Raw genomic sequence first — 22,153 nt, 5'->3', positions numbered from 1 at the left:
GGGAGATCGTTTGATGATTATCTCAGCAGCCACGGATTATCGCGCTGCGGCACAACGTAAACTGCCGCCGTTTCTGTTTCACTACATTGATGGCGGCGCTTATGCCGAACACACTTTACGGCGTAACGTGGAAGATCTGGCTCAGGTCGCATTGAGGCAGCGTGTTCTTAAGAACATGTCGGCGCTCAGCCTGGAAACCAAACTGTTTAACGAAACTTTGGCCATGCCTGTTGTCCTTGGCCCGGTAGGGTTATGTGGCATGTATGCCCGCCGTGGGGAGGTGCAGGCCGCGCGCGCCGCAGAACAACAAGGTATTCCGTTTACGCTTTCCACCGTATCGGTGTGCCCAATCGAAGAGGTGGCGCCGGCCATCAAGCGGCCCATGTGGTTCCAGCTGTATGTGTTGAAGGATCGTGGATTTATGCGTAATGCCTTGGAGCGGGCGAAAGCCGCGGGCTGTACCACCTTGGTCTTCACCGTGGATATGCCGACACCAGGCGCCCGTTACCGCGATGCACATTCGGCAATGAGTGGCCCCTATGCCGCCCAGCGGCGCTATTGGCAAGCCGTTACCCATCCTGCCTGGGCGTGGGATGTTGGCCTGAATGGGCGCCCGCACGATCTGGGCAATATTTCCGCTTACCTCGGAAAGCCCACCGGACTAGCAGATTATATCGGGTGGCTGGGGGCCAACTTTGACCCTTCGATTTCATGGAGTGATTTGGAATGGATCCGTGATTTCTGGCAGGGACCGATGGTGATAAAGGGCATTCTCGACGCTGACGATGCACGTGATGCCGTGCGTTTTGGTGCTGACGGGATTGTGGTTTCCAACCACGGTGGTCGCCAACTGGATGGGGTGCTTTCTTCTGCTCGTGCGTTGCCGATGATTGCCGATGCGGTGAAAGGGGATATCACCATCCTGGCAGACAGCGGGATACGTAGCGGATTAGACGTGGTGCGCATGATCGCGCTTGGGGCGGACAGTGTGTTGCTTGGGCGTGCTTATCTCTATGCGCTGGCGACAGCGGGCCAGGCTGGGGTAGAAAATCTGCTCGCATTGATCAAAAAAGAGATGTGCGTAGCGATGACGCTCACGGGGGCGAAAAGTATCGCTGAAATCAGCCGTGATTCGTTGGTGCTGGAGGGGTAGGTAGGGGCGCATACCGCGCCCGTTTTACCTAAGGCTGAGGTTCTTGCTGTTTCTTCCAGTCCGCCAACGCCTGCTGACGGCGGCGTTTGACCTCGTCGCGGATCGCCAGCCCTTGCAGGCCACTTTCCACCACCTCTTTGACCGAAACCGCGTTGGCGACCTGATAGGCCTGGCGCAGGTAATCGCCCTGCGGATAAGGGTTGTTTTCAAAACCGGTACGCCCGCGGGCATCGGCTTCGCTGGTGAGGATCATCTGCTCCAGCCGCTGCGGTTTACGCCACACGTCGATGGCATCAAACAGTTTTAACAGCGTTTCTGGCCGCAGTTTATTGACCGTGTGGATCAGGTCGTGGTACTCCGCCACCAGCTTCGCCAGCTCACGTACTGGATTAGGCACTCGCAGCCGTTGGCAAAGCTTCTCAACCAGCCTGACGCCCGCAGGGCCATGGCCATAGTGGTGTGGCCAGAGTTCTTGCGGCGTGATGCCTTTCCCGAGATCGTGGCACAGCGCCGCGAAGCGGATATCTACCTCGGGGCTGAGCTGGGTGGCAATCGCCAGCGTCATCAGTGTGTGTACGCCAGTATCAATTTCCGGGTGCCATTTCTCTGGAGCTGGCACGCCAAACAGGGCGTCGATTTCCGGGAACAGCACTTTCAACGCTCCGCAGTCGCGAAGCACCTGGAAATACACCTGCGGGCTCTGGCTCTGTAATGCCTTCTCGGTCTCTTTCCACACGCGCTCCGCCGTCAGGGAGGCCAGTTCACCGCTTTCGGCCATCTGCTGCATCAGCGCGCTGGTTTCAGGGGCAACGGTAAAACCCAGGGAGGCAAAGCGGGCGGCAAAACGCGCCACGCGTAACACTCGCAGCGGATCTTCGCCAAAAGCCTCGGAGACATGGCGCAACAGGCGGGCATCGAGATCGGCCTTGCCGTTGTAAGGGTCAACCAGTACTCCATCATCACCCCGCGCCATGGCGTTGATGGTGAGATCGCGCCGTAGCAGATCCTCTTCCAGCGTCACGTCCGGTGCGGCGTAGCAGGTAAATCCGGTGTAACCCTGGCCGGATTTACGTTCGGTGCGGGCCAGCGCATACTCCTCATGGGTTTGCGGGTTGAGGAATACCGGGAAGTCTTTACCCACCTGCTGATAGCCAAGCGCCAACAGATCGGCAGGCGTTGCGCCGACCACCACCCAGTCGTGATCCACTACCGGTAAGTTGAGCAGGGTGTCACGGACGGCACCGCCGACCAGGTAAATTTTCACGGTTTAACTCCTATCAATAGCTCGTTTGATCAGATTACATCAATTGGGCAGCGGATGCGTCAGGCAATAAAAAAGCGCCCGTAGGCGCTTAAACTGGCGGAACGGCAATCAGTTCATCCAGCGATTATTCTTGCGGCGTGGGATCAGGTGCGGCAACAGCAGGCCGAGCAACAAACCAACGCCGGCAACGCCGCCGCCGTACATAAACCATTGCAGAATAATGGTGCGCTGTTTGTCGTCAAGTTGCAGATTCACCGCGTTCACCTTCTTCTGCGCCACAACCAGCTGATTTTTCAGATCCTGGTTTTCCTGCTGCAGGCCGCTGATGGTGCTATCGCTAGCGGCCACTTTCTGCTGCATTTCGGCGGTGCGCTGGTTCCAGCTATTATCAATATTGGCCAGCTTGTCGGTCAGGGTTTTCACCTGCTGTTCCAGCTCTGGCACCTGGGTGCGCAGGCTTGGCGTCTGGCTCAGCTGATCCAGCGGGATCCAGACGCTGCGTCCTTTGGAATCGCGGATCTGGCCGTAGCTGGTGCTGTCATTGACGCTCAACAGCGTGACTTCTTCACCGGCATTCAAGGTGCCGACGATACGGTATTGGTTACCTGGGCCGCTATGGACATAAGTATTTAATTCATCGGAGATATAGCGTTTATCTTCGGCATGTGCGCCCCAAGTGATGCTAAAACTCAGCACGGCAAGGCAAATCAGGCGTAATTTCTGCATTATGTCATCGTTTCTGCGTGGATTTATGGAACGATAGTAGAGCGTTCAGTCTGACGGCGCAACGCCAAAACCGGAATGGGAACTATCTTACTATGCTAAATCCCGTCAGTTGCGCAGCATTCTATAACGTAACAGGTTTTTTCTGCAGTTGGCAGAGTCAAGTCAGGGGGAATCGCGGTAAGATACTCTCACTGTGCGTCGTCGGGCTGAGTGCGGCCGGCAGACTCCGCCGCCGTGAAGACTCACGCGAATGCCTAATCTATTGGTGTAAAAGAACTATGAGCGTTGAAATAGAACTGAAGTTTATTGTTTCCCCCGCAGCGATTGCCAGCCTACCGGAGCGGATTGCCGCCTGGCCTAATCAGCATTCTGCGCCGCAGAAGCTGACCAATATCTACTATGAAACCGCCGACAACTTCCTGCGCAACCATGATATGGGCCTGCGTATTCGCGGTTTTGACGATAGCTATGAAATGACCATCAAAACCGCCGGTTCGGTGGTGGGGGGGCTGCACCAGCGGCCGGAATTTAACGTCGCCATCGCCAAACCCGCGCTGGCGCTGAAAAAATTCCCGGCGGATATCTGGCCGGAGGGCTGCAAGCTGGCCCCGTTGCAAAAGGCGTTGCAGCCGCTGTTCCGTACTGACTTTGTGCGTGAAAAGTGGGTGGTCACTTACGGCGCAAGCGAGATTGAGATTGGCCTCGACCAGGGTGAAGTGCGCGCGGGTGACCTCGCTGAACCGTTATGCGAGCTGGAACTGGAGCTGAAAAGCGGTGAGACTGCTGATTTGCTGGCATTGGCAGCCGCATTGGCGGAACAGGGTGGTTTACGCCAGGGTAGCCTCAGTAAAGCGGCTCGGGGCTATCATCTGGCGCAGGGCAATGCCGAACGTGAGTTACGCCCATTAAGCGTGATGAAGCCTGCACCTAAGTCCACGGTAGAACAAGGCATGGTTGCCGCTTTCGAGCTGGCGCTGAGCCATTGGCAGTATCACGAAGAGCTGTGGCTGCGTGGCGACAAGCAGGCACGCCGTGCGGTAATGGAAGCCATCGGTCTGATCCGCCAGGCGCTGGTGATCTTTGGCGGTTTGGTTCCGCGCAAGGCAAGCACCGATCTGCGCGCTCGGCTGACGGCTTTGGAGCCTTTGCTGGTGGATAAAACCACCCAGCCGCAGGAGCTGTGCTACGGCACGGAGTATCTGCAATGTAAGTTGGCACTCACATCGTGGTTGATCACCGGCGCATGGCGGCCGTTTATCGATGCCAAATCGCAGGCTAAGCTGGAGGGTTCATTCAAGCGTTTTAGCGATATCATGCTGGGCCGTAGCGCCGCAGAGCTGAAAGAAGCCTTTACGCGCACCCTGAATGAAGATGAATATCAAGAGCAACTGCCACGCCTGACGCGCCAGGTGCTGGCGTTTATCCTGCTTTCTGGTGCCTATCCGGATAGCGAAACCGGGCCGTATATCGACAGTTGGCGCGAACTGCAATCAGCCATTGCCGAGCGTCGTCAGGGTTGGTACGAAGCCAGCCGCAAACAGGCATTATCCCATGCGCCATTCTGGTTAAACGGCGCGGTTCGTTAACTCCAGCGGGCCTGCCGGGCTGCAGGCCATAGAACGGGTCATTCACTATGTTGCCACTCTCTGCTGCGTTACAGCTTCAGGCACAGAACATCGTGCAGCGATTTCAGGAAACTCAGGGCGCGGAGTTAATGCTCAGCGCCGCAGAACAAAGCGTTCTGGCGTCGAGTGATTTTGTCAGCGACATGTTGCTCGGCCATCCTGAATGGTTGGTAACGTTACGCCAGCAGCCGCCAGTGGCCGATGAGTGGCAGCACTATGCCGCCTGGTTGCAGGATGAGCTTGAAGAGGTGCAGGACGAAGCGCAGCTAATGCGCGTGCTGCGCCTGTTTCGCCGTGAGAGCCTGGTGCGTATTGCCTGGGCGCAGGCTCAGCAGCTATGTACCACGCAAGAAACGCTACAACAGCTGAGTGCTCTGGCAGAAACGCTGATCGTCAGCGCTCGTGACTGGCTCTATCAAACCTGTTGCCGCGAGTGGGGCACGCCTTGCAATACCGATGGCGTGCCGCAGCCTTTGCTGATCCTGGGGATGGGCAAACTCGGCGGTGGTGAACTGAACTTCTCCTCTGATATCGATCTGATCTTTGCCTATCCGGAAAACGGCCACACCCAAGGCGGGCGGCGTGAGCTGGATAACGCCCAATTCTTTACCCGCCTGGGGCAACGGCTGATCAAAGCGTTGGATCAGCAAACCATCGACGGCTTTGTCTACCGCGTCGATATGCGTCTGCGGCCGTTTGGCGATAGCGGCCCGCTGGTGATGAGCTTTGCCGCGCTGGAAGATTATTACCAGGAGCAGGGGCGCGATTGGGAACGCTACGCGATGGTCAAGGCGCGCCTGATGGGGGGGCATGAAGATGCCTACAGCCAGGAGCTGCGTAAGACATTGCGGCCATTCGTGTTCCGTCGCTATATCGATTTCAGCGTGATCCAGTCGCTGCGTAATATGAAGGGCATGATTGCCCGCGAAGTGCGGCGGCGGGGGCTGAAGGACAACATCAAGCTGGGTGCCGGTGGCATCCGCGAAATCGAATTTATCACCCAGGTCTTCCAACTGATCCGTGGTGGGCGTGAGCCCAGTTTGCAGGGGCGATCACTGCTGCCGACGTTGCAGGCGGTGGGTGAACTGGGGTTGTTGACCGCGCAGCAGGTCGCAGAGCTGAGTGACGGCTATCTGTTCCTGCGGCGGCTGGAGAATCTGTTGCAGGCGATTGCCGACCAGCAGACCCAGACCCTGCCGCAGGACGAGCTGGATCAGGCGCGACTGGCCTGGGGAATGGATCAGCCAGACTGGCCGTCGTTGATGATGGTGCTGGACGAGCACATGCGCCAGGTCCGTACGGTATTTGATGACCTGATCGGCGACGATAGCCCAGACGTAGGCGAAGATCCCAACTACCAGCATTACCACAGCCTGTGGCAGGATGCGTTGGATGAGAGCGAGCTAGAGCCACTGACGCCCCATCTGGACGAAGAGGCGCGGCGGCAGATGCTGCGTTCCATCGCCGACTTCCGCCACGACGTGGACAAACGCACCATTGGCCCGCGTGGCCGTGACGTGCTGGATCAACTGATGCCACGCTTGCTGGCCGAAGTGTGTTCGCGCGTGGACGCGGCCACGGCTCTGACGCGCCTGACCCAGCTGTTGCTAAGCATCGTGACCCGCACCACCTACCTCGAGCTGCTGGTGGAATACCATGCCGCTCTCAGCCACCTGATCCGCCTTTGTGCTGCATCCCCGATGGTGGCCAGCCAACTGGCGCGTTACCCACTGTTGCTCGACGAGCTGTTGGATCCGGCCACGCTGTACCAACCGGTGGCTCCGGATGCCTATCGTAGCGAACTGCGCCAATACCGCCTGCGGGTGCCGGAAGACGATGAAGAACAGCAGTTGGAAGCGTTGCGGCAGTTCAAGCAGGCACAACACTTGCGCATTGCCGCTGCGGATATCGCCGAGGTGCTGCCGGTGATGAAAGTGAGCGATCACTTAACCTATCTGGCCGAGGCGATCATTGATGCGGTGGTGCAGCAGGCGTGGAAAGACATGGTTGCGCGCTACGGTCAGCCGACTCATCTACATGAGCGGGAGGGGTTAGGGTTCGCGGTGATCGGCTACGGTAAGCTGGGAGGCTGGGAGCTGGGCTATAGCTCGGATCTAGACCTGGTGTTCCTGCTGGATTGTCCACCAGACGTCATGACGGATGGCGATCGCTGCATCGATGGCCGCCAGTTCTATCTGCGCCTGGCGCAGCGGGTGATGCATTTGTTCAGCACCCGCACCTCTTCCGGCATTCTCTATGAGGTGGATGCCCGTCTGCGTCCTTCCGGAGCTGCCGGGATGCTGGTCAGCACCGTCGAAGCCTTTGCCGATTATCAGCGTAACGAAGCCTGGACCTGGGAGCATCAGGCTCTGGTGCGGGCGCGCATCGTGTATGGCGATCCGGCGCTGCATCAGCAGTTCGATGCGATCCGCCGCGAAATTTTGTGCAAACCGCGTGAAGTGAACAAGCTGCAGCAGGAAGTGCGTGAAATGCGCGAGAAAATGCGCAACCATCTGGGCAGCAAACAGCGCGATCTGTTTGATATCAAAGCGGACGAAGGCGGGATCACCGATATCGAATTTATTGCCCAATACCTGGTCTTAGGTTATGCCGCGGGCGAACCGCGCCTGACGCGTTGGTCGGATAACGTGCGTATCTTTGAGCTGATGGCTAATTACGACATCATGCCGGAAGACGAGGCCCAGGCGTTGACCCAGGCCTATGTCACCATGCGTGATGAGATCCACCATCTGGCGTTGCAGGAGCATTCCAGCAAGGTCAGCAGCGAGCTGTTTGCTGCCGAGCGTGAGCAGGTGCGCGCCAGTTGGAGCAAATGGCTGGGCTGAGGGAGACGTATTGTTTGCCTAAGCATTGAGCTGGTAGGCAGTTTTTACGGGTATTGCGGGCTATTATGCTAATATCTGCCGAATTTATTTTTATGACTTGTTTGGAGTTATCGGATGAAAGTTACACTACCTGATTTTCGCCGCGCCGGTGTGTTGGTGGTTGGTGACGTCATGTTGGATCGCTATTGGTATGGGCCGACCAGCCGAATTTCACCGGAAGCGCCGGTGCCGGTGGTCAAGGTTGAAACCATCGAAGAGCGTCCCGGTGGTGCGGCTAACGTCGCGATGAACATCGCCTCGTTGGGTGCCAATTCACGCCTGGTGGGCCTGACGGGGATCGACGACGCGGCGCGTGCGCTGAGCGCCAAGCTCAACGAAGTTAACGTGCGCTGTGACTTTGTCTCGGTCCCTACGCACCCAACTATCACCAAGCTGCGCGTACTTTCCCGTAACCAACAGCTGATCCGCCTGGACTTCGAGGAAGGTTTCTCCAACGTCGATCCGCAGCCGATCATGGAGCGTATCCAGCAGGCATTGCCGCAGATTGGCGCACTGGTGCTGTCGGATTACGCCAAGGGCGCGCTGAGCAAGGTGCAAGGCATGATCGCATTGGCGCGCGTTGCGAAGGTTCCGGTACTGATCGACCCGAAAGGCACCGATTTTGAACGTTACCGTGGCGCCACGCTGCTGACCCCAAACCTGTCCGAATTTGAAGCCGTGGTCGGTCATTGTCAAAGTGAAGAAGAGCTGGTGACGCGTGGGATGAAGCTGGTGGCGGACTTTGAACTGTCTGCACTGCTGATCACCCGTTCCGAGCAGGGGATGACGTTGCTGCAACCGGGCCGTGAGCCGTTGCATCTGCCAACCCAGGCCCAGGAAGTGTTCGACGTGACCGGTGCCGGTGATACGGTGATCGGTGTGCTGGCCACCGCCCTGGCGGCGGGTAATACTCTGGAAGAGTCCTGTTTCCTGGCTAACGCCGCCGCCGGTGTGGTGGTGGGTAAGTTGGGCACCTCGACCGTCTCGCCAGTCGAGCTGGAAAACGCCATTCGTGGCCGCGCCGAAACCGGCTTTGGTGTAATGACAGAAGCCGAGCTGAAAAAAGCGGTAGCGCAGGCGCGCCAACGCGGCGAGAAAGTGGTGATGACCAACGGCATCTTTGACATTCTGCACGCAGGCCATGTCTCGTACCTGGCGAATGCGCGCAAATTGGGCGATCGCCTGATCGTGGCGGTGAACAGCGATGCGTCAACCAAACGCCTGAAAGGGGAAACCCGCCCGGTTAACCTGTTGGAAAACCGTATGGTGGTGTTGGGCGCGCTGGGAGCCGTGGATTGGGTAGTGCCGTTTGAAGAAGATACGCCGCAACGCCTGATCGCCGAAGTTCTGCCAGATTTACTGGTGAAGGGCGGTGACTACCAGCCGCATGAGATTGCTGGCAGTGCTGAAGTCTGGGCCAACGGTGGCGATGTGCGGGTACTGAATTTTGAAGATGGGTTATCCACCACCAACATCATCAAGGCCATCAAGGATGGGCGCGGTTAATATTTTTTGACTGTAGGGGCGCTGAGCACTGCGCCCGAAAAAGACGACGGGTAAACAGGGTGGTTTGCAGTGAGTGGACTTAAGCAGGAGCTGAGTTTAGCGCAGGGCGTTGGGCTATTGTCCACTTCACTGCTGGGTACCGGGGTCTTTGCCGTTCCGGCATTGGCGGCGCAGGTGGCGGGTGGCGACAGCCTGTGGGCCTGGCCAATACTGATTGTGCTGGTATTCCCGATCGCCATCGCTTTTGCGGCGTTGGGCCGCCATTTCCCCAGCGCCGGTGGTGCCGCGCATTTTGTCGGCCTGGCTTTTGGGCCACGCATGGCAAAGGTAACCGCTTGGCTGTTCCTCTCTGTGATCCCCGTTGGCTTGCCTGCCGCATTACAAATCGCCGCAGGATTCTGGCAGGCCACCTTTGGTTGGGATGCCAACGGCCTGTTGCTGGTGCAAATTGTCACGCTAGTGGTGATTTGGCTGCTTGGCACACGCAGCGCCGGTTCCAGTGCCAATATTCAGACCTTGATTGCCCTTCTGGTGATAGCTCTGGTGGGGGCTATCTGGTGGCAAGGCGGCATTACCCCATCCCAAATCCCATGGCCTGCGGTCAGCGATATTTCTCCTCCTAATATGTTCCACGCGTTGGCGGTGATGTTCTGGTGCTTTGTCGGGCTGGAGGCTTTTGCTCATCTGGCGACCGAGTTTCGCCATCCAGAGCGGGACTTTCCGCGTGCGTTAATGCTCGGGCTGTTGGTGGCGGGGGCGGTCTATTGGGGCTGTACCGTAGCGGTGCTGCACTTCCATGCTTACGGCGAACATCAGGCGGCGGCCGCTTCGTTGCCGGGGATCGTGGTGCAACTGTTTGGCGAGCATGCGCTGTGGATTGCCTGCATCATCGGCTATCTGGCCTGTTTTGCCAGCGTGAATATCTACACCCAGAGCTTTGCCCGTCTGGTCTGGTCACAGGCCCAGGAAAAGCCTGCTAGCGGCTTAGCCAAACTCTCTGCGGGTCAGGTGCCGGTCAATGCATTGAGCGCAGTGGTAGGTTGCTGCCTGCTGTTCACTTTGCTGATCTATACCCTGAAGCTGCCGCTGGATACGTTGCTGGTGTATGCCAATGGCATTTTCGTGCTGATTTATCTGCTGTGTATGTTGGCGGGTTGGCGGATCTTGCAGGGGCGTTCGCGGCTGATGGCGATCGTCGGATCCGCTTTGTGCTTGTTGTTACTAGTGATTATCGGCTGGAAAAGCCTGTATGCGCTGGCGATGTTGGTGCTGATTTGGCTGGTGCTGCCGCGTAAAACGCCGGCGGTGGTCTCCAAGCAATAAGGGCGCATTGATGCGCCCCTTACAATAAACTTATTCGTCTGCTGGCTTGGCTACCGGTGCGGTATCCAGCTTGCCTTCCAATTCAGTCAGGCGCTGTTCCAGCAATGCCAGCTTCTCGCGGGTGCGCAGCAGGACTTGAGTCTGCACGTCAAATTCTTCGCGGTTAACCAGATCCAGACGGGTCAACTGCGCTTGCAGTACCTGGCGGATTTTTTTCTCAACGTCTTCCCCGAATTCACGTACGCCTTTAGGCATCGACTCTTGGACCTGGCGTGCGATCTGTTCAATTTTTTTCGGGTCAATCATGGCGTTTCCCTTTCTGATATTTGGTGGCAGATGCCTAGTGTAATGCGAGTTGCTCGCCGGATAAACCATTACCGTGTTTGCTGCGCGATCCCTCATTACGCGACCGGATGGCTTGAAACGCTAAAGCGATGGGGTTATAGTCGGGATGCTTATTCTCAGGGCGGGGTGCAAGTCCCCACCGGCGGTAAATCACCATTCACGGTGAAAGCCCGCGAGCGCTCAGCCTATCTCTCAGGAGTGGGTTAGAGGTCAGCAGATCCGGTGTAATTCCGGGGCCGACGGTTATAGTCCGGATGGGAGAGAGTAACGACACCTGTCGGGCGTATGCCCCGCTTGCGTTATTTTTTTGGCTATTGGCATAGCCACTCCTCAAGATCGCCCTGGTTCTGGTAATCCATAATTTTAATGAGGTTTTTTACCATGAATCAGACTCTACTTTCAGATTTCGGCACGCCGGAAGAACGCGTTGAACGCGCTCTTGATGCACTGCGCAACGGGCGCGGTGTAATGGTGCTTGATGATGAAAACCGTGAAAACGAAGGTGACATGATCTTCGCCGCAGAAACCATGACCGTTGAACAGATGGCGCTGACCATTCGCCACGGTAGCGGCATTGTTTGCCTGTGTATCACTGAAGATCGTCGCCAGCAGCTTGAGCTGCCGATGATGGTCACCAACAACTCCAGCCAGTTCCAGACTGCCTTTACCGTGACGATTGAAGCGGCGCAGGGCGTGACCACTGGCGTATCGGCTAGCGATCGCCTGACGACCATCCGTGCGGCCATTGCAGACGGTGCCAAGCCGAGCGATTTGAACCGCCCAGGCCACGTGTTCCCGCTGCGTGCTCAGCCTGGTGGCGTATTGAACCGCCGTGGCCACACCGAAGCGACCATCGATCTGGTCTCAATGGCCGGTTTCAAACCCGCTGGCGTGCTGTGCGAGCTGACTAACGATGACGGCAGCATGGCGGATGCGCCAGAAGTGATCACCTTTGCCAAGCAGCATGACATGGTGGTGCTGACTATCGAAGATCTGGTGGCCTATCGCCAGTCGCACGAAAAGAAAGCCAGCTGAGTCGCTGACTGAAATGAAAAAGCCGCTGATGAAGCGGCTTTTTTGTGCTTAAAATTCTTTATCCGATGCCGCCGCTTTGCAACAGCGTCAGGCTAAATCCCATCACCGCCATGCCGCACAGCACGCCATAGCTTGGATTATTGTGTGGATCGATCTCTTTGGCCAACGGCATTAATTCATCTACCGACAGCGCCACCATAATCCCGGCCACCGCAGCCATAATCGACGCCATCACCACCGGTGAAACCATCGGGCCGAGCACCAGGCAGGCCAGTACGCCCCCCAGAATTTCTGCCATGCCGGAAATACCAGACCACAGCAGCGCCTTGGTTTTGGAGCCGGTTGCCGCATACACCGGCCCGGCGACCGCCAATCCTTCTGGAATATTGTGGATGGCGACCGCGAGCGCAATGCCCATCCCCAGTTCCAGATCGGCGCTGGCGGTGACAAAGGTAGCAATCCCTTCCGGGAAGTTGTGCAGGCTGATGCCGAGCGTCAGCAGCATTGCGGTGCGTTTCAGGTTATGGGGCTTGATGGGCTTTTGCACCAGGTCTTGCGGATGCTGGTGTGGCAGCATGCGATCCAGCGCAAAGTAACCTAACAGCCCGAGCATAAACATGCCGTAGCCAAGCATGGGCGACATGCCGACGGTGTACAGCGCAGCGGGCAGCATTTCCATCAATGAAATTAACAGCATAATCCCTGCGGCAAAGCCGAGCGCAAACGCCAGCAGGCGGTTGGAGGGCTTCTGGCCAATAATGCCGAGCAGGGCACCGACAAAGGTAGCGCCCCCGGCTAACAAGGTCAGGATCAGCGGTACAGACATGCATTCTCCTTGTATGCTAATGAAAATATACCCATTTCCGATACTAACAGAGCCAAGGCATAAATCGAGTGGATTTGGCTGATGGTTTCAATCGCTCCAGCCATTCAAATTTCTTGACGATCACCATCAGGGTTATCCGGCTGCCTTGGTTGGGTAAACAGCGTAATGTAGTCAGCAGAACACTTGTCACGCTAACCAAGGATATTTTATGACCACCTCTCGTATGCCTGCACTCTTTCTTGGCCACGGAAGCCCGATGAACGTGCTGGAAGATAACCGCTATACCCAGGCCTGGCGTGCGTTGGGTGAGCAATTGCCACGGCCAAAGGCGATCGTTGCTGTGTCTGCCCACTGGTACACTCGTGGGACGGCAGTGACGGCGATGGAACATCCAAAAACCATTCACGACTTTGGCGGCTTCCCGCAGGCGCTGTTTGATACGCAGTATCCGGCACCGGGTTCACCGGAGCTGGCGGCAGAGCTGCAAAGCCTGTTGGCCCCGGCGCAGGTGATGGCCGATACCAGTGAGTGGGGGTTGGATCACGGTAGCTGGGGCGTGCTGATCAAGATGTATCCGCAAGCCGATATCCCGGTGGTGCAGCTGAGCATCGATGGGACTCAGCCAGCGGAATACCATTTTGAGCTGGGCCGTAAGCTGGCGGCGCTGCGCGATCGGGGGATCATGATCGTGGCCAGCGGCAACGTGGTGCATAACCTGCGCATGGTGAAATGGCAGGGTGACACCAGCCCGTATCCTTGGGCGGAGTCATTCAACCAGTACGTACGTGATAACCTGGACTATCAGGGCGAACATCACCCGCTGGTGAATTTTATGCAGCATGAAGGCGCAGCGTTGTCGAACCCGACACCAGAGCATTATCTGCCGTTGCTGTATGTATTGGGCGGCTGGGATGGTAAAGAGCCGATCTCAGTACCAATCGATGGGATTGAAATGGCCGCGCTGAGCATGCTTTCGGTGCAGGTTGGTTGAATAAAAAAGGCGCGAAAAATTCGCGCCTCTACGATCGAATAGGTTCGACCCTACGGATTAACCAAGAATAATATGCGGATAGAAGCGCGACAGATCCTGGGTGATCAACTCGCGATCTTCACGCAGGCCAATACCGCAAGGCTGATCGTTGACCAGCCAGCTGCCGATCAGCGTATAGCTGCCTTCAAACTGTGGCAACGGATGGAACTGCTGCACAATCATGCCTTCTTCGCCATATGGCCCATCTACGCGCGCCACTTCCTGACCGTTCTGGACGATCTGGATGTTGGCACCCTCGCGTGAGAACAGCGGCTTGGTGACGTAATGATCCATCTGCGGGTGATCGTCCTCGGCAAAGTAGGCTGGCAGCAGGTTTGGATGATCCGGGAACATTTCCCACAACAGCGGCAGCAGAGCCTTGTTGGAGATAATGCTCTTCCAGGCTGGTTCCAGCCAGCGTACGCCAGCGTCTTCCAGCTTGGTAGAGAACATCTCGCGCAGCATAAATTCCCACGGATAGAGTTTGAACAGGTTACCGATCACCTGATTTTGCAGATCGGTGAACTGGCCTTTCTCGCCCAGGCCAATCTCTTCCATATACAGGAATTCGGTCGGCAGGCCCGCTTCCAGCGCGCAATCTTGCAGATATTGCACCGTACCGCGATCTTCCTCGCTGTCTTGGCAGCAGGCCAGATGCAGCAGGCCAAAGCCGTGGTTGGCTTGCAGATCGGCGAAACGCTCAATCAGTTTTTCTTGCAGGCTGTTGTACTGGTCCGCGGCGGGATCCAGCTTGCCGGCGTTGATCTGATCTTCCAGCCACAGCCATTGGAAGAACGCTGCCTCATACAGTGAGGTTGGCGTATCGGCGTTATTTTCCAACAGCTTGGGTGGATTGATGCCGTCATAGGCCAGATCGAGGCGTGAATACAGCGAAGGCTGATTAGTGCGCCAGGAGCTGCGAACAAATTCCCAGGTGTGCTTGGGGATGCAGAATTTGGTCATCAGTTGATCGCTGTTGACCACCTTATCTACCACCTTCAGGCACATCTGGTGCAGCTCGGCGGTGGCATCTTCAATCTCTTCGATCTGCGCCAATGTGAATTGGTAATAGGCATCTTCACACCAGTAAGGTTCGCCGTACATGGTGTGAAAGGCGAAACCAAATTCGGTGGCTTTTTCGCGCCAATCTGGGCGCTCGCTAATCGCAACGCGTTTCATGTCTTAACCGCCCATGCTGCGTGAGCTGCTGGAGGTGGCGCTGCTGCGCTGCATGCTGGTCTGTTTGGCCACGGATTCACCGAAGCCACCACGGGTAACGGTATTGGTCACCGCTGGTTTAGGTGCCATGGCGGTTTTAGGTACCGTCATGGAGCGGCCGCCTGCGGTTGCCGGACCATAGCTTTTACCGCTGGCGTCAACAAACTTGCCGTTTGCCGGGCTGGCTGCGTTTTTAGAGGTAAACAGCGGCTGTTGAGCGTAGCCCCCGCCACCCATCATGCGGCCCATCATGTAGCCCGCCATCAGCGGCATCCACATGCTGCCGCTGCTTTGTGATTCTGCGGCCATGCCAGCCTGTGCTGGAGCCTGAGTACATTGCGCTTCACCGAATTCGGCGACGCAGTCTTCACGAGTGGCGTATTTAGGCGCGGTTTTTTCCGCTTCCTTCAGCGCGTTGTTATACGCGGTGGTGCACTGCTCGCTCATCGACGGGTTGGAGGTTGAACAATCGTCGGCATTTTTATACAGGGAAACCGTCTCATCCGCCTGTTCGCAGCCGGCCAGCATAAACACTGCGCTGATCGCCAAAGCTACGGGAGCAACACGGTAGCTGCGCCAGGATTTGCGGAAGGTGTCTTTGTTGATGTTTTTGGTCCGTTTCATCGATATCTATCCCATCATGCGGGCTGTATTCGCCCTTGCCCAGTAGTGGTCGATAGGATAGGGGAAAGATGCTCAAAATTAAAGCTGAAACACCCGCAGGATCCACTCTTTACGCACTTATACGTTACGGTGTGCGCCAGTTCGCTTTACGGAGCATAACTGCAGCAAAAGCGTTACATAATGGAACGTTTTGTCCGAAGCTACGTTCCATTATGTAACGTTTTTTTCCTTACTCGCCAAGCAGTCGGCAGGTCGTATAGTCAGCAACAGAATAATACGTCGATATCATCCTCTGAAATCTGAACGTTACTGGGTTAACGTCCCTACAAGGAGTCAGTTATGTTGAGAATCATTCAATCCCCAAGCAAATACATCCAAGGTGCCAATGCGTCGGCCTCCGTGGGCGAATATGCCAAAGCCCTTGCCGATCATTACTTTGTGATCGCCGACGATTTCGTCATGAAACTGGCGGGCGATACTGTGATGGGCAGCCTGCATCAGCACGGGGTGAAGTATCACGCTGGTACGTTTAATGGCGAATGCTGCCGCAAGGAAATCGACCGCCTTGGTCAGGAGCTGAAAAGCCACGGCTGCAAAGGTGTGATCGGTATCGGTGGTGGTAAAACGCTGGATACCGCCAAGGCGATCGCCTATTACCAGCATGTACCGGTGGTGTTGATGCCGACCATTGCTTCGACGGATGCGCCTACCAGCGCGTTGTCGGTGATCTACAGCGAAAGCAGCGAGTTTGAAGAATACCTGATATACCCCGCCAACCCGAATATGGTGGTGATGGACAGCGCGATTATCGCCAAAGCGCCGGTACGCCTGCTGGTGGCGGGTATGGGTGACGCGCTCTCCACCTATTTTGAAGCTCAGGCCTGTTTCGATGCCCAGGCCACCAGCATGGCGGGCGGCAAGTCTACGCTGGCGGCGCTCAATCTGGCACGTCTATGCTATGAAACGCTATTGGCTGAAGGGGTTAAGGCCAAGCTGGCGGCGGAGTCTGGGGTGGTTACCGAAGCGGTGGAGCGCATCATTGAAGCTAACACCTATCTGAGCGGTATCGGTTTTGAAAGCAGCGGCCTGGCGGCGGCGCACGCCATACACAACGGTTTTACCGTGCTGGAAGAGTGCCATCATCTGTATCACGGGGAAAAAGTGGCGTTCGGCACCCTGTCTCAACTGGTGCTGCAAAACAGCCCAATGGCGCAGATTGAAACGGTGTTGAACTTCTGCCAGCAGGTCGGGCTGCCGATTACCCTGGCGCAAATGGGCATCACCGGTGAACTGACAGAAAAAATCGGCAAGGTGGCAGAGGCCAGCTGTGCCAAGGGTGAAACCATCCACAACATGCCGTTTAGCGTGACGCCGGAAAGCGTACAGGCGGCCATCCTGACGGCGGATAAACTGGGCAGCGCCTGGTTGCAACGCGTATAAATCATCGGGCGCGGTTAGCGCGCCCGCTGTTTCCTACAGAGGAATTAACCGTGAAAAAGCTAATCAATCAGGTCGATTCGGTACTCAATGAACAACTACTCGGCATGGCTGCCGCTCACCCGGAACTGCGGGTGCATCAGGATCCGGTGTTTGTGACCCGCACGGCGGGGCCGATCCCAGACAAAGTGGCGATCCTGTCAGGCGGTGGTAGCGGCCATGAGCCGATGCACTGTGGCTTCGTGGGCGAGGGAATGCTGGATGGTGCCTGCCCAGGGGAGATTTTCACCTCGCCGACGCCGGATAAAATGTACGACTGCGGCCAGGCCATCGACGGCGGTGCCGGGGTATTGCTGATTATCAAGAACTACACCGGTGACATCCTCAACTTTGAAACGGCGACCGAATTGCTGCATGACAGCGGCGTGCCAGTGGCAACGGTGCTGGTGGATGATGACGTGGCGGTGAAAGACAGCCTGTTTACCGCGGGCCGACGTGGGGTTGCCAACACGGTGCTGATGGAAAAACTGCTCGGCGCGGCAGCAGTACGGGGCTTTGATCTGGACGCTCTGGTCACGCTGGGGCACAAAATCAACAACCAAGGCCACTCGCTAGGGATTGCTCTGGGCGCTTGCACCGTGCCTGCGGCAGGTAAACCGTCGTTTACTTTGGCGGATAACGAGATGGAGTTTGGCGTTGGCATCCACGGCGAACCGGGGATCGAACGGCGGACGTTCACCACCCTCGATCAAACGGTAGATGACATGTTCCATACCCTGATCGATCACGGTGATTATCAGCGCTCGATCCGCGTTTGGGATCGTCAGCAGGGGGAGTGGCGTGAAGAGAGCCAGAGCAAACGAGCTTTGACGCAGGGCGATCGGGTGATTGCGCTGGTCAATAACCTTGGGGCGACGCCGCTTTCCGAACTGTATGGGGTTTACCACCGTTTGGCGCAGCGTTGCGCCGCAGCCGGGATCGTGATCGAGCGTAACCTGGTGGGATCATACTGCACCGCATTGGATATGCAGGGGGTTTCCATCACCTTGCTGCAAGTGGATGACGAGTTGTTATCGCTGTGGGATGCGCCGGTGAACACGCCAGCGCTGCGTTGGGGCTGAGGAGGGATCATGACATTAAGCAAACAGCAGGTCGTTGAGTGGTTGATGCGTTGTGGTGAGGTCTTTACCCGCGAACGCGATTTCTTGACTCAGTTGGATAGCGATATTGGTGATGGCGACCACGGCCTGAATATGAACCGTGGCTTTAGCAAGGTGGTAGAAAAGCTGCCTTCGGTGGCGGATAAGGACATCGGCTTTATTCTCAAGAATACCGGTATGACGCTACTTTCCAGCGTTGGCGGTGCCAGTGGTCCGCTGTTTGGCACCTTCTTCATCCGTGCGGCTCAGGCGGCCAATGCCAAGCAGAGCCTGGATCTGGCGGAATTGAAGCAGGTGATCCAGGAAGGCGCGGAAGGCGTAGCGATGCGCGGCAAGGCAGAACCGGGCGATAAAACCATGTGTGATATCTGGGGGCCGGTCGTTGCAAGCTTGGGCGAGTCGCTACATCAGCAGCTCAGCGTGACCCAGGCGCTACAACAGGCCGCCGTTCGGGCGGAGCAGGCCGCACAGGCCACCATTGTGATGCAGGCCCGTAAAGGGCGAGCCAGCTATTTGGGCGAACGCAGTATCGGCCATCAGGATCCGGGCGCAACCTCCGTCATGCTGATGATACAAACGCTGGCCCAAGTGGTCGAGGAGGCAGGATGATCAACATCGTTGTGGTTTCGCACAGTGCACAACTGGCGCAGGGTGTTGAGCAACTCGCCCGCCAGATGATGCGCGGCGAGGGGTGCAAACTGGTGCTGGCGGCGGGGGTCGATGATGAGCTCCACCCGATCGGCACCGATGCGGTGAAAGTGATGGAAGCGATCGAATCCGTGGCGGACGGAGCGGGGATCGTGGTACTGATGGATCTCGGCAGCGCATTATTGAGTGCGGAAACTGCGCTTGAGCTGCTCGACCCAGAGGTAGCGGCCAAGGTAGTGCTGTGTGCGGCACCGCTGGTGGAAGGTACGTTGGCCGCGGTCGTCGCGGCTAACGCGGGCGGTAGCCTGGAGCAGGTACTGGCAGAGGCGCAAGGAGCCTTGCAGGTCAAGCAGGCACAGCTTGGTGAGGAGATACCCGCCAGCAAGCCACTGAATTTACCGCTGAGCCAGGGGAAAAGCCTGAGTTGGACGGTACAGAATCCGCACGGGTTGCACGCCCGCCCGGCGGCGCGTCTGGCAGAGGCTCTGGCTCCTTTTGCAGCGGAACTGGTGCTGGAAAAGCATGGCCAATGCGCCAACCCACGCAGCCTGAATCAATTGGCTTTGTTGCAGGTTCGCCACGGTGACACTATCCGCCTGATTGCCGATGGTGCACAGGCCGATGAGGCCCTGGCAGCGTTCAAGGCGTTGGCAGAGCAGCATTTTGGCGAAACCGTATCTGAGCAGCAATTGCCTTCACTGCACGGTATTCCCGTGGAGGAAAGCGTCAGCAGTGGTCCGATATTCCAGGTGTCGAGCTTCTGGCCGCAAACGGAAGAACGCCAGCTAGGGGCCGATGACGTGCTCAATGAACAGCAGCGCCTGCGTATCGCATTACAGCAGACGTTAGACGATCTGAACAAGCTGGCGGATCGCACAGGCAATCTGATCGGCAAACCGCAGGCGGCGATCTTCGGTGCGCACAGCATGCTGCTAGACGATCCCGACCTGCAACAGGCCGCCTTTACCCGTATCGCCCAACAGCAATGCAGCGCGGAACAGGCGTGGCGGCAGGAACTGGAGCAGATTGCCGACGATTATCGGGCGCTGGATGATGAGTATTTGCAGGCGCGGGAACTGGACGTACGTGACATGCTGCGCCGTACGCTGAGCCATCTGGCACGGCAGCCTATCCCGGCGATCGTGCTCAATGAGCCTGCGATCCTGGTGATGGATGAGCTGATGCCTTCCGACGTCGTGATGCTCGATCGGCGCATGGTACTCGGTATTTGCCTGAGCGGCGGCAACGCCTTGTCGCATACCGCGATCCTGGCCAAGGCGATGGGGATCCCGATGGTGGTCGGCATGAGCGAATGTATGAGCAAGACCCGCAACGGCCAGAAAGCGATGCTGGATGCGGCACGTGGCACCTTACAACTCAGCCATTAACCCCGCAGCTTGAACTGGCTGATATCGATATTCAACTGTTTGACTTTACGCCACAGCGTGGTGCGGCTGATACCCAGCAGCTGCGCCATCTCGTTAAGCTGCCCGTGGCTGACGTTGGCCACGCGGATAATCGCCTGCACCTCCATTTCCGCCAGCGTCAGCAGCGGCATGGCTGGTTGAGTGTCGCTTTCCACTAGCGGCTGATGACTGAGCAAGTGAGAGGGCAGATCGGCCAGTTGAATATGATGGCCGTGGCAAATCATCGCGGCGCGCTCTATCACTCCTTTCAGTTCCAGATCGTTACCCGGCCACAGGTACAGGCCAAGCTGGGTCATTACCTCGTCGTCTACCCGGAAGCGGCACTGGAAGTGTTGCTCCAGAGCGCGCAGATGGTGCTGAACCAGCAAAGGGATGTCACTGAGGCGCTGGCGTAGCGGCGGAATTTGGATCTCGAAGGCCTGCAGGCTATAGAACAACTGGCGACGAAAACGATTCTGTTGCACCAGCAGTGCCAGGTTGGCGGCGCTGGTAGCGATCACCCGCACGTTCACCGGGATCACGCGGCTGGAATTCATACGCATTACCACGCCGGTTTTTAGCACCTGCAACAGGGCGGACTGCATGGCCAGCGGCAGGTATTCGACCTGTTCAAGATGCAGCGTGCCGCCGTTGGCCAGTTCGAACTTGCTGAGCTGGCCCGCCTGTTCTTCGTTGGCATCACTGCCGAGTAACTCTTTCAACCCTTGTGCCTCGGGCAGCAACTGGCAGTTCAAGGCGATATAAGGCCCTGCGGCACGTTCGCTGGCATTGTGGATGGCCTGGCTGAGCAGCTCTTTCCCCACACCTTCTTCACCGCACAGCAAAATCGGGTGATGCCCCTTCGCCGCCTGCTGGCCATAGCGGATCAGGCGACGCATTTCCTGGGTGCCTGAAGGCATCTGTTCGAAGGTGTGGCTGACCCGGCCGATCTGGCTACTGACGTATTGATGCAGCCTTTCCAAGGGATGCAGCAAGGCGATGAAGCTACAGTGCTCACCGTCCAATATCGGTTTGAGGGTGAGCAGCGCGACGATAAACTGGCCCTGACTTTCAAAGGTGACTTCCACATGCTGTAACGGCTGGCGTTGGCTGATGGCGCGGTTAAGCAAGGCCGGTAACGTCAGCAACTGTGCCAGTGGTTTGCCTTGGCTCTGCTGTTCATGCAGCTTGAGCATAGTGGCGGCGCACGGGTTGATATATTGCAGATAACCCCGGTGATCCCAGGCCATAACGCCGTCGTCTACGCTGTCCAGTAGCCCGTTGAGCTGATTGAGATGGCGATTGGATTCGGCCAGCAAGCCGTCGGCGTTCAGGGCATTGCCGATCTCTCGGGCAATCGCCAGGATCAGGGAAAGATCGCCCGCATTGCAATCGGCCAACTGGCAACCCAAAGCCAACATACCACGCTGGCGGCCGCTATTGTCATGTACCGGTGCGGCGCAGAATGACCAGCCATGCAGCGCCTGGCGCACGTGTTCATCGCTATGGATCTGTACCGGATGGCCCTCGGATGCGGCCAGGGAAGGGGCATTGGTGCCGATATCGCCTTCTGCCCAATAAGCACCGGGCGCAAAACCCAGTTCGAGCAGTTGCTCGCCGGTCGCCTTGTCGCCGCATTGCCACAGCGTGCAGCCGCTTTCATCGAGGATCAGCAACACGCATTGGCGCTGCTCCATATATTCCCAGGCATCTTCCAACGCCGCCTGGCCGAGCGTAATGAAATCATCCTTACGCCGGCAGATAGAGTCGAAGGTAGTGCCCAGGGCGCGATGTGGGGCTTTCCACACGGCGGGTTGCATCAGATGGCTGCAGCGTAGCCAGGAGGCATAAATGGCCGGGGGGGGGCGCAGCTGTGGCGGTAACGCGCCTTCGGTGATCAACCGTTGCCAGAGTGAAGCGTTGTCCATCAGATCCCGTTCAG

General features: G+C 57.4%; 18 protein-coding genes and 1 riboswitch. Of the genes, 11 read left to right on the top strand and 7 right to left on the bottom strand.

The window, feature by feature from the left end; all coding sequences use genetic code 11:
- Positions 1-13 precede the first annotated feature (13 nt).
- On the top strand, positions 14-1,153 hold the full coding sequence (lldD, locus tag ACMV5H_RS01290; protein ID WP_021806874.1) for an FMN-dependent L-lactate dehydrogenase LldD: 1,140 nt from the start codon (positions 14-16) through the stop codon (positions 1,151-1,153).
- A gap of 28 nt (positions 1,154-1,181) precedes the next feature.
- On the opposite strand, the gene ACMV5H_RS01285 is transcribed toward lldD, so the two are convergent.
- Both ACMV5H_RS01285 and ACMV5H_RS01280 read right to left on the bottom strand, forming a co-directional pair.
- Positions 1,182-2,417: a multifunctional CCA addition/repair protein gene (locus ACMV5H_RS01285; protein WP_414821338.1), complete on the bottom strand. Its 1,236-nt coding sequence runs from the start codon at positions 2,415-2,417 to the stop codon at positions 1,182-1,184.
- A gap of 108 nt (positions 2,418-2,525) precedes the next feature.
- Positions 2,526-3,143 (bottom strand): TIGR04211 family SH3 domain-containing protein, encoded by a 618-nt coding sequence (locus tag ACMV5H_RS01280; RefSeq protein ID WP_021179496.1) that lies wholly within the window; start codon positions 3,141-3,143, stop codon positions 2,526-2,528.
- 278 nt (positions 3,144-3,421) lie between these two features.
- Here ACMV5H_RS01280 and ACMV5H_RS01275 point away from each other — a divergent pair, with 278 nt between their 5' ends.
- The 4 genes from ACMV5H_RS01275 to yjeH all read left to right on the top strand — a co-directional run bounded on the left by ACMV5H_RS01275 (position 3,422) and on the right by yjeH (position 10,482).
- The gene (locus ACMV5H_RS01275) at positions 3,422-4,729 is read left to right on the top strand and encodes an inorganic triphosphatase (protein ID WP_223664689.1); all 1,308 of its coding nucleotides are present in this window, start codon (positions 3,422-3,424) and stop codon (positions 4,727-4,729) included.
- A 47-nt stretch (positions 4,730-4,776) separates the two neighbouring features.
- On the top strand, positions 4,777-7,614 hold the full coding sequence (gene glnE / locus ACMV5H_RS01270; RefSeq protein WP_414821337.1) for a bifunctional [glutamate--ammonia ligase]-adenylyl-L-tyrosine phosphorylase/[glutamate--ammonia-ligase] adenylyltransferase: 2,838 nt from the start codon (positions 4,777-4,779) through the stop codon (positions 7,612-7,614).
- Between the two features lie 114 nt (positions 7,615-7,728).
- Positions 7,729-9,159, top strand: a complete 1,431-nt coding sequence (gene hldE / locus ACMV5H_RS01265) for a bifunctional D-glycero-beta-D-manno-heptose-7-phosphate kinase/D-glycero-beta-D-manno-heptose 1-phosphate adenylyltransferase HldE (RefSeq protein ID WP_115159743.1) — start codon at positions 7,729-7,731, stop codon at positions 9,157-9,159.
- A gap of 69 nt (positions 9,160-9,228) precedes the next feature.
- Complete coding sequence (gene yjeH, locus ACMV5H_RS01260; protein WP_059201850.1) at positions 9,229-10,482, top strand: L-methionine/branched-chain amino acid transporter; 1,254 nt, start codon at positions 9,229-9,231, stop codon at positions 10,480-10,482.
- A gap of 30 nt (positions 10,483-10,512) precedes the next feature.
- On the opposite strand, the gene ubiK is transcribed toward yjeH, so the two are convergent.
- Entirely contained in the window at positions 10,513-10,788 is a 276-nt protein-coding gene (ubiK, locus tag ACMV5H_RS01255) for a ubiquinone biosynthesis accessory factor UbiK (protein ID WP_021806869.1), read from the bottom strand.
- Positions 10,789-10,935: 147 nt separating this feature from the next.
- A riboswitch (FMN riboswitch) is annotated at positions 10,936-11,097 on the top strand.
- Between the two features lie 111 nt (positions 11,098-11,208).
- Here ubiK and ribB point away from each other — a divergent pair.
- Positions 11,209-11,862, top strand: coding sequence for a 3,4-dihydroxy-2-butanone-4-phosphate synthase (gene ribB / locus ACMV5H_RS01250; protein ID WP_414821336.1), 654 nt, complete (start codon positions 11,209-11,211; stop codon positions 11,860-11,862).
- A gap of 58 nt (positions 11,863-11,920) precedes the next feature.
- On the opposite strand, the gene zupT is transcribed toward ribB, so the two are convergent.
- Positions 11,921-12,688 carry a zinc transporter ZupT gene (zupT, locus tag ACMV5H_RS01245; RefSeq protein ID WP_414821335.1) on the bottom strand — a complete coding sequence of 256 codons (768 nt, stop codon included), beginning with the start codon at positions 12,686-12,688 and terminating at the stop codon, positions 11,921-11,923.
- Positions 12,689-12,896: 208 nt separating this feature from the next.
- On the opposite strand from zupT, the gene ygiD reads away from it, so the two are divergent.
- Entirely contained in the window at positions 12,897-13,679 is a 783-nt protein-coding gene (gene ygiD, locus ACMV5H_RS01240; RefSeq protein WP_059201847.1) for a 4,5-DOPA dioxygenase extradiol, read from the top strand.
- 57 nt (positions 13,680-13,736) lie between these two features.
- Here ygiD and ACMV5H_RS01235 read toward each other — a convergent pair whose 3' ends face one another.
- Together ACMV5H_RS01235 and ACMV5H_RS01230 are read right to left on the bottom strand one after the other, a co-directional pair.
- Positions 13,737-14,897 carry a glutathionylspermidine synthase family protein gene (locus ACMV5H_RS01235; protein ID WP_021806865.1) on the bottom strand — a complete coding sequence of 387 codons (1,161 nt, stop codon included), beginning with the start codon at positions 14,895-14,897 and terminating at the stop codon, positions 13,737-13,739.
- A 3-nt stretch (positions 14,898-14,900) separates the two neighbouring features.
- A complete protein-coding gene (locus ACMV5H_RS01230) occupies positions 14,901-15,560 on the bottom strand; it encodes a DUF1190 family protein (RefSeq protein ID WP_021179506.1) in 660 nt (219 codons plus the stop codon).
- A gap of 339 nt (positions 15,561-15,899) precedes the next feature.
- Here ACMV5H_RS01230 and ACMV5H_RS01225 point away from each other — a divergent pair, with 339 nt between their 5' ends.
- From ACMV5H_RS01225 to dhaM, 4 genes are read left to right on the top strand one after another with little or no spacing between them, the layout of a single operon-like run.
- Complete coding sequence (locus ACMV5H_RS01225) at positions 15,900-17,000, top strand: glycerol dehydrogenase (RefSeq protein ID WP_414821334.1); 1,101 nt, start codon at positions 15,900-15,902, stop codon at positions 16,998-17,000.
- Between the two features lie 50 nt (positions 17,001-17,050).
- Positions 17,051-18,118, top strand: coding sequence for a dihydroxyacetone kinase subunit DhaK (gene dhaK, locus ACMV5H_RS01220; RefSeq protein WP_021806863.1), 1,068 nt, complete (start codon positions 17,051-17,053; stop codon positions 18,116-18,118).
- 9 nt (positions 18,119-18,127) lie between these two features.
- Positions 18,128-18,766 carry a dihydroxyacetone kinase subunit DhaL gene (gene dhaL / locus ACMV5H_RS01215; RefSeq protein ID WP_414821333.1) on the top strand — a complete coding sequence of 213 codons (639 nt, stop codon included), beginning with the start codon at positions 18,128-18,130 and terminating at the stop codon, positions 18,764-18,766.
- The gene (gene dhaM, locus ACMV5H_RS01210) at positions 18,763-20,193 is read left to right on the top strand and encodes a dihydroxyacetone kinase phosphoryl donor subunit DhaM (protein WP_094983154.1); all 1,431 of its coding nucleotides are present in this window, start codon (positions 18,763-18,765) and stop codon (positions 20,191-20,193) included. Before dhaL ends, dhaM begins: the two co-directional genes overlap by 4 nt.
- Here the strand turns inward: dhaM and dhaR are convergent.
- Entirely contained in the window at positions 20,190-22,139 is a 1,950-nt protein-coding gene (gene dhaR / locus ACMV5H_RS01205) for a dihydroxyacetone kinase operon transcriptional regulator DhaR (protein WP_414821332.1), read from the bottom strand. The two genes, dhaM and dhaR, sit on opposite strands and share 4 nt — an antisense overlap.
- Between the last annotated feature and the right edge of the window lie 14 nt (positions 22,140-22,153).

This window comes from Serratia sp. N21D137, from assembly GCF_047530005.1.
GTDB classification, from domain to species: domain Bacteria; phylum Pseudomonadota; class Gammaproteobacteria; order Enterobacterales; family Enterobacteriaceae; genus Chania; species Chania fonticola_B.
Note: the sequence above shows the minus strand (reverse complement) of the source record. Positions and strands in the feature narration are given on the sequence as shown.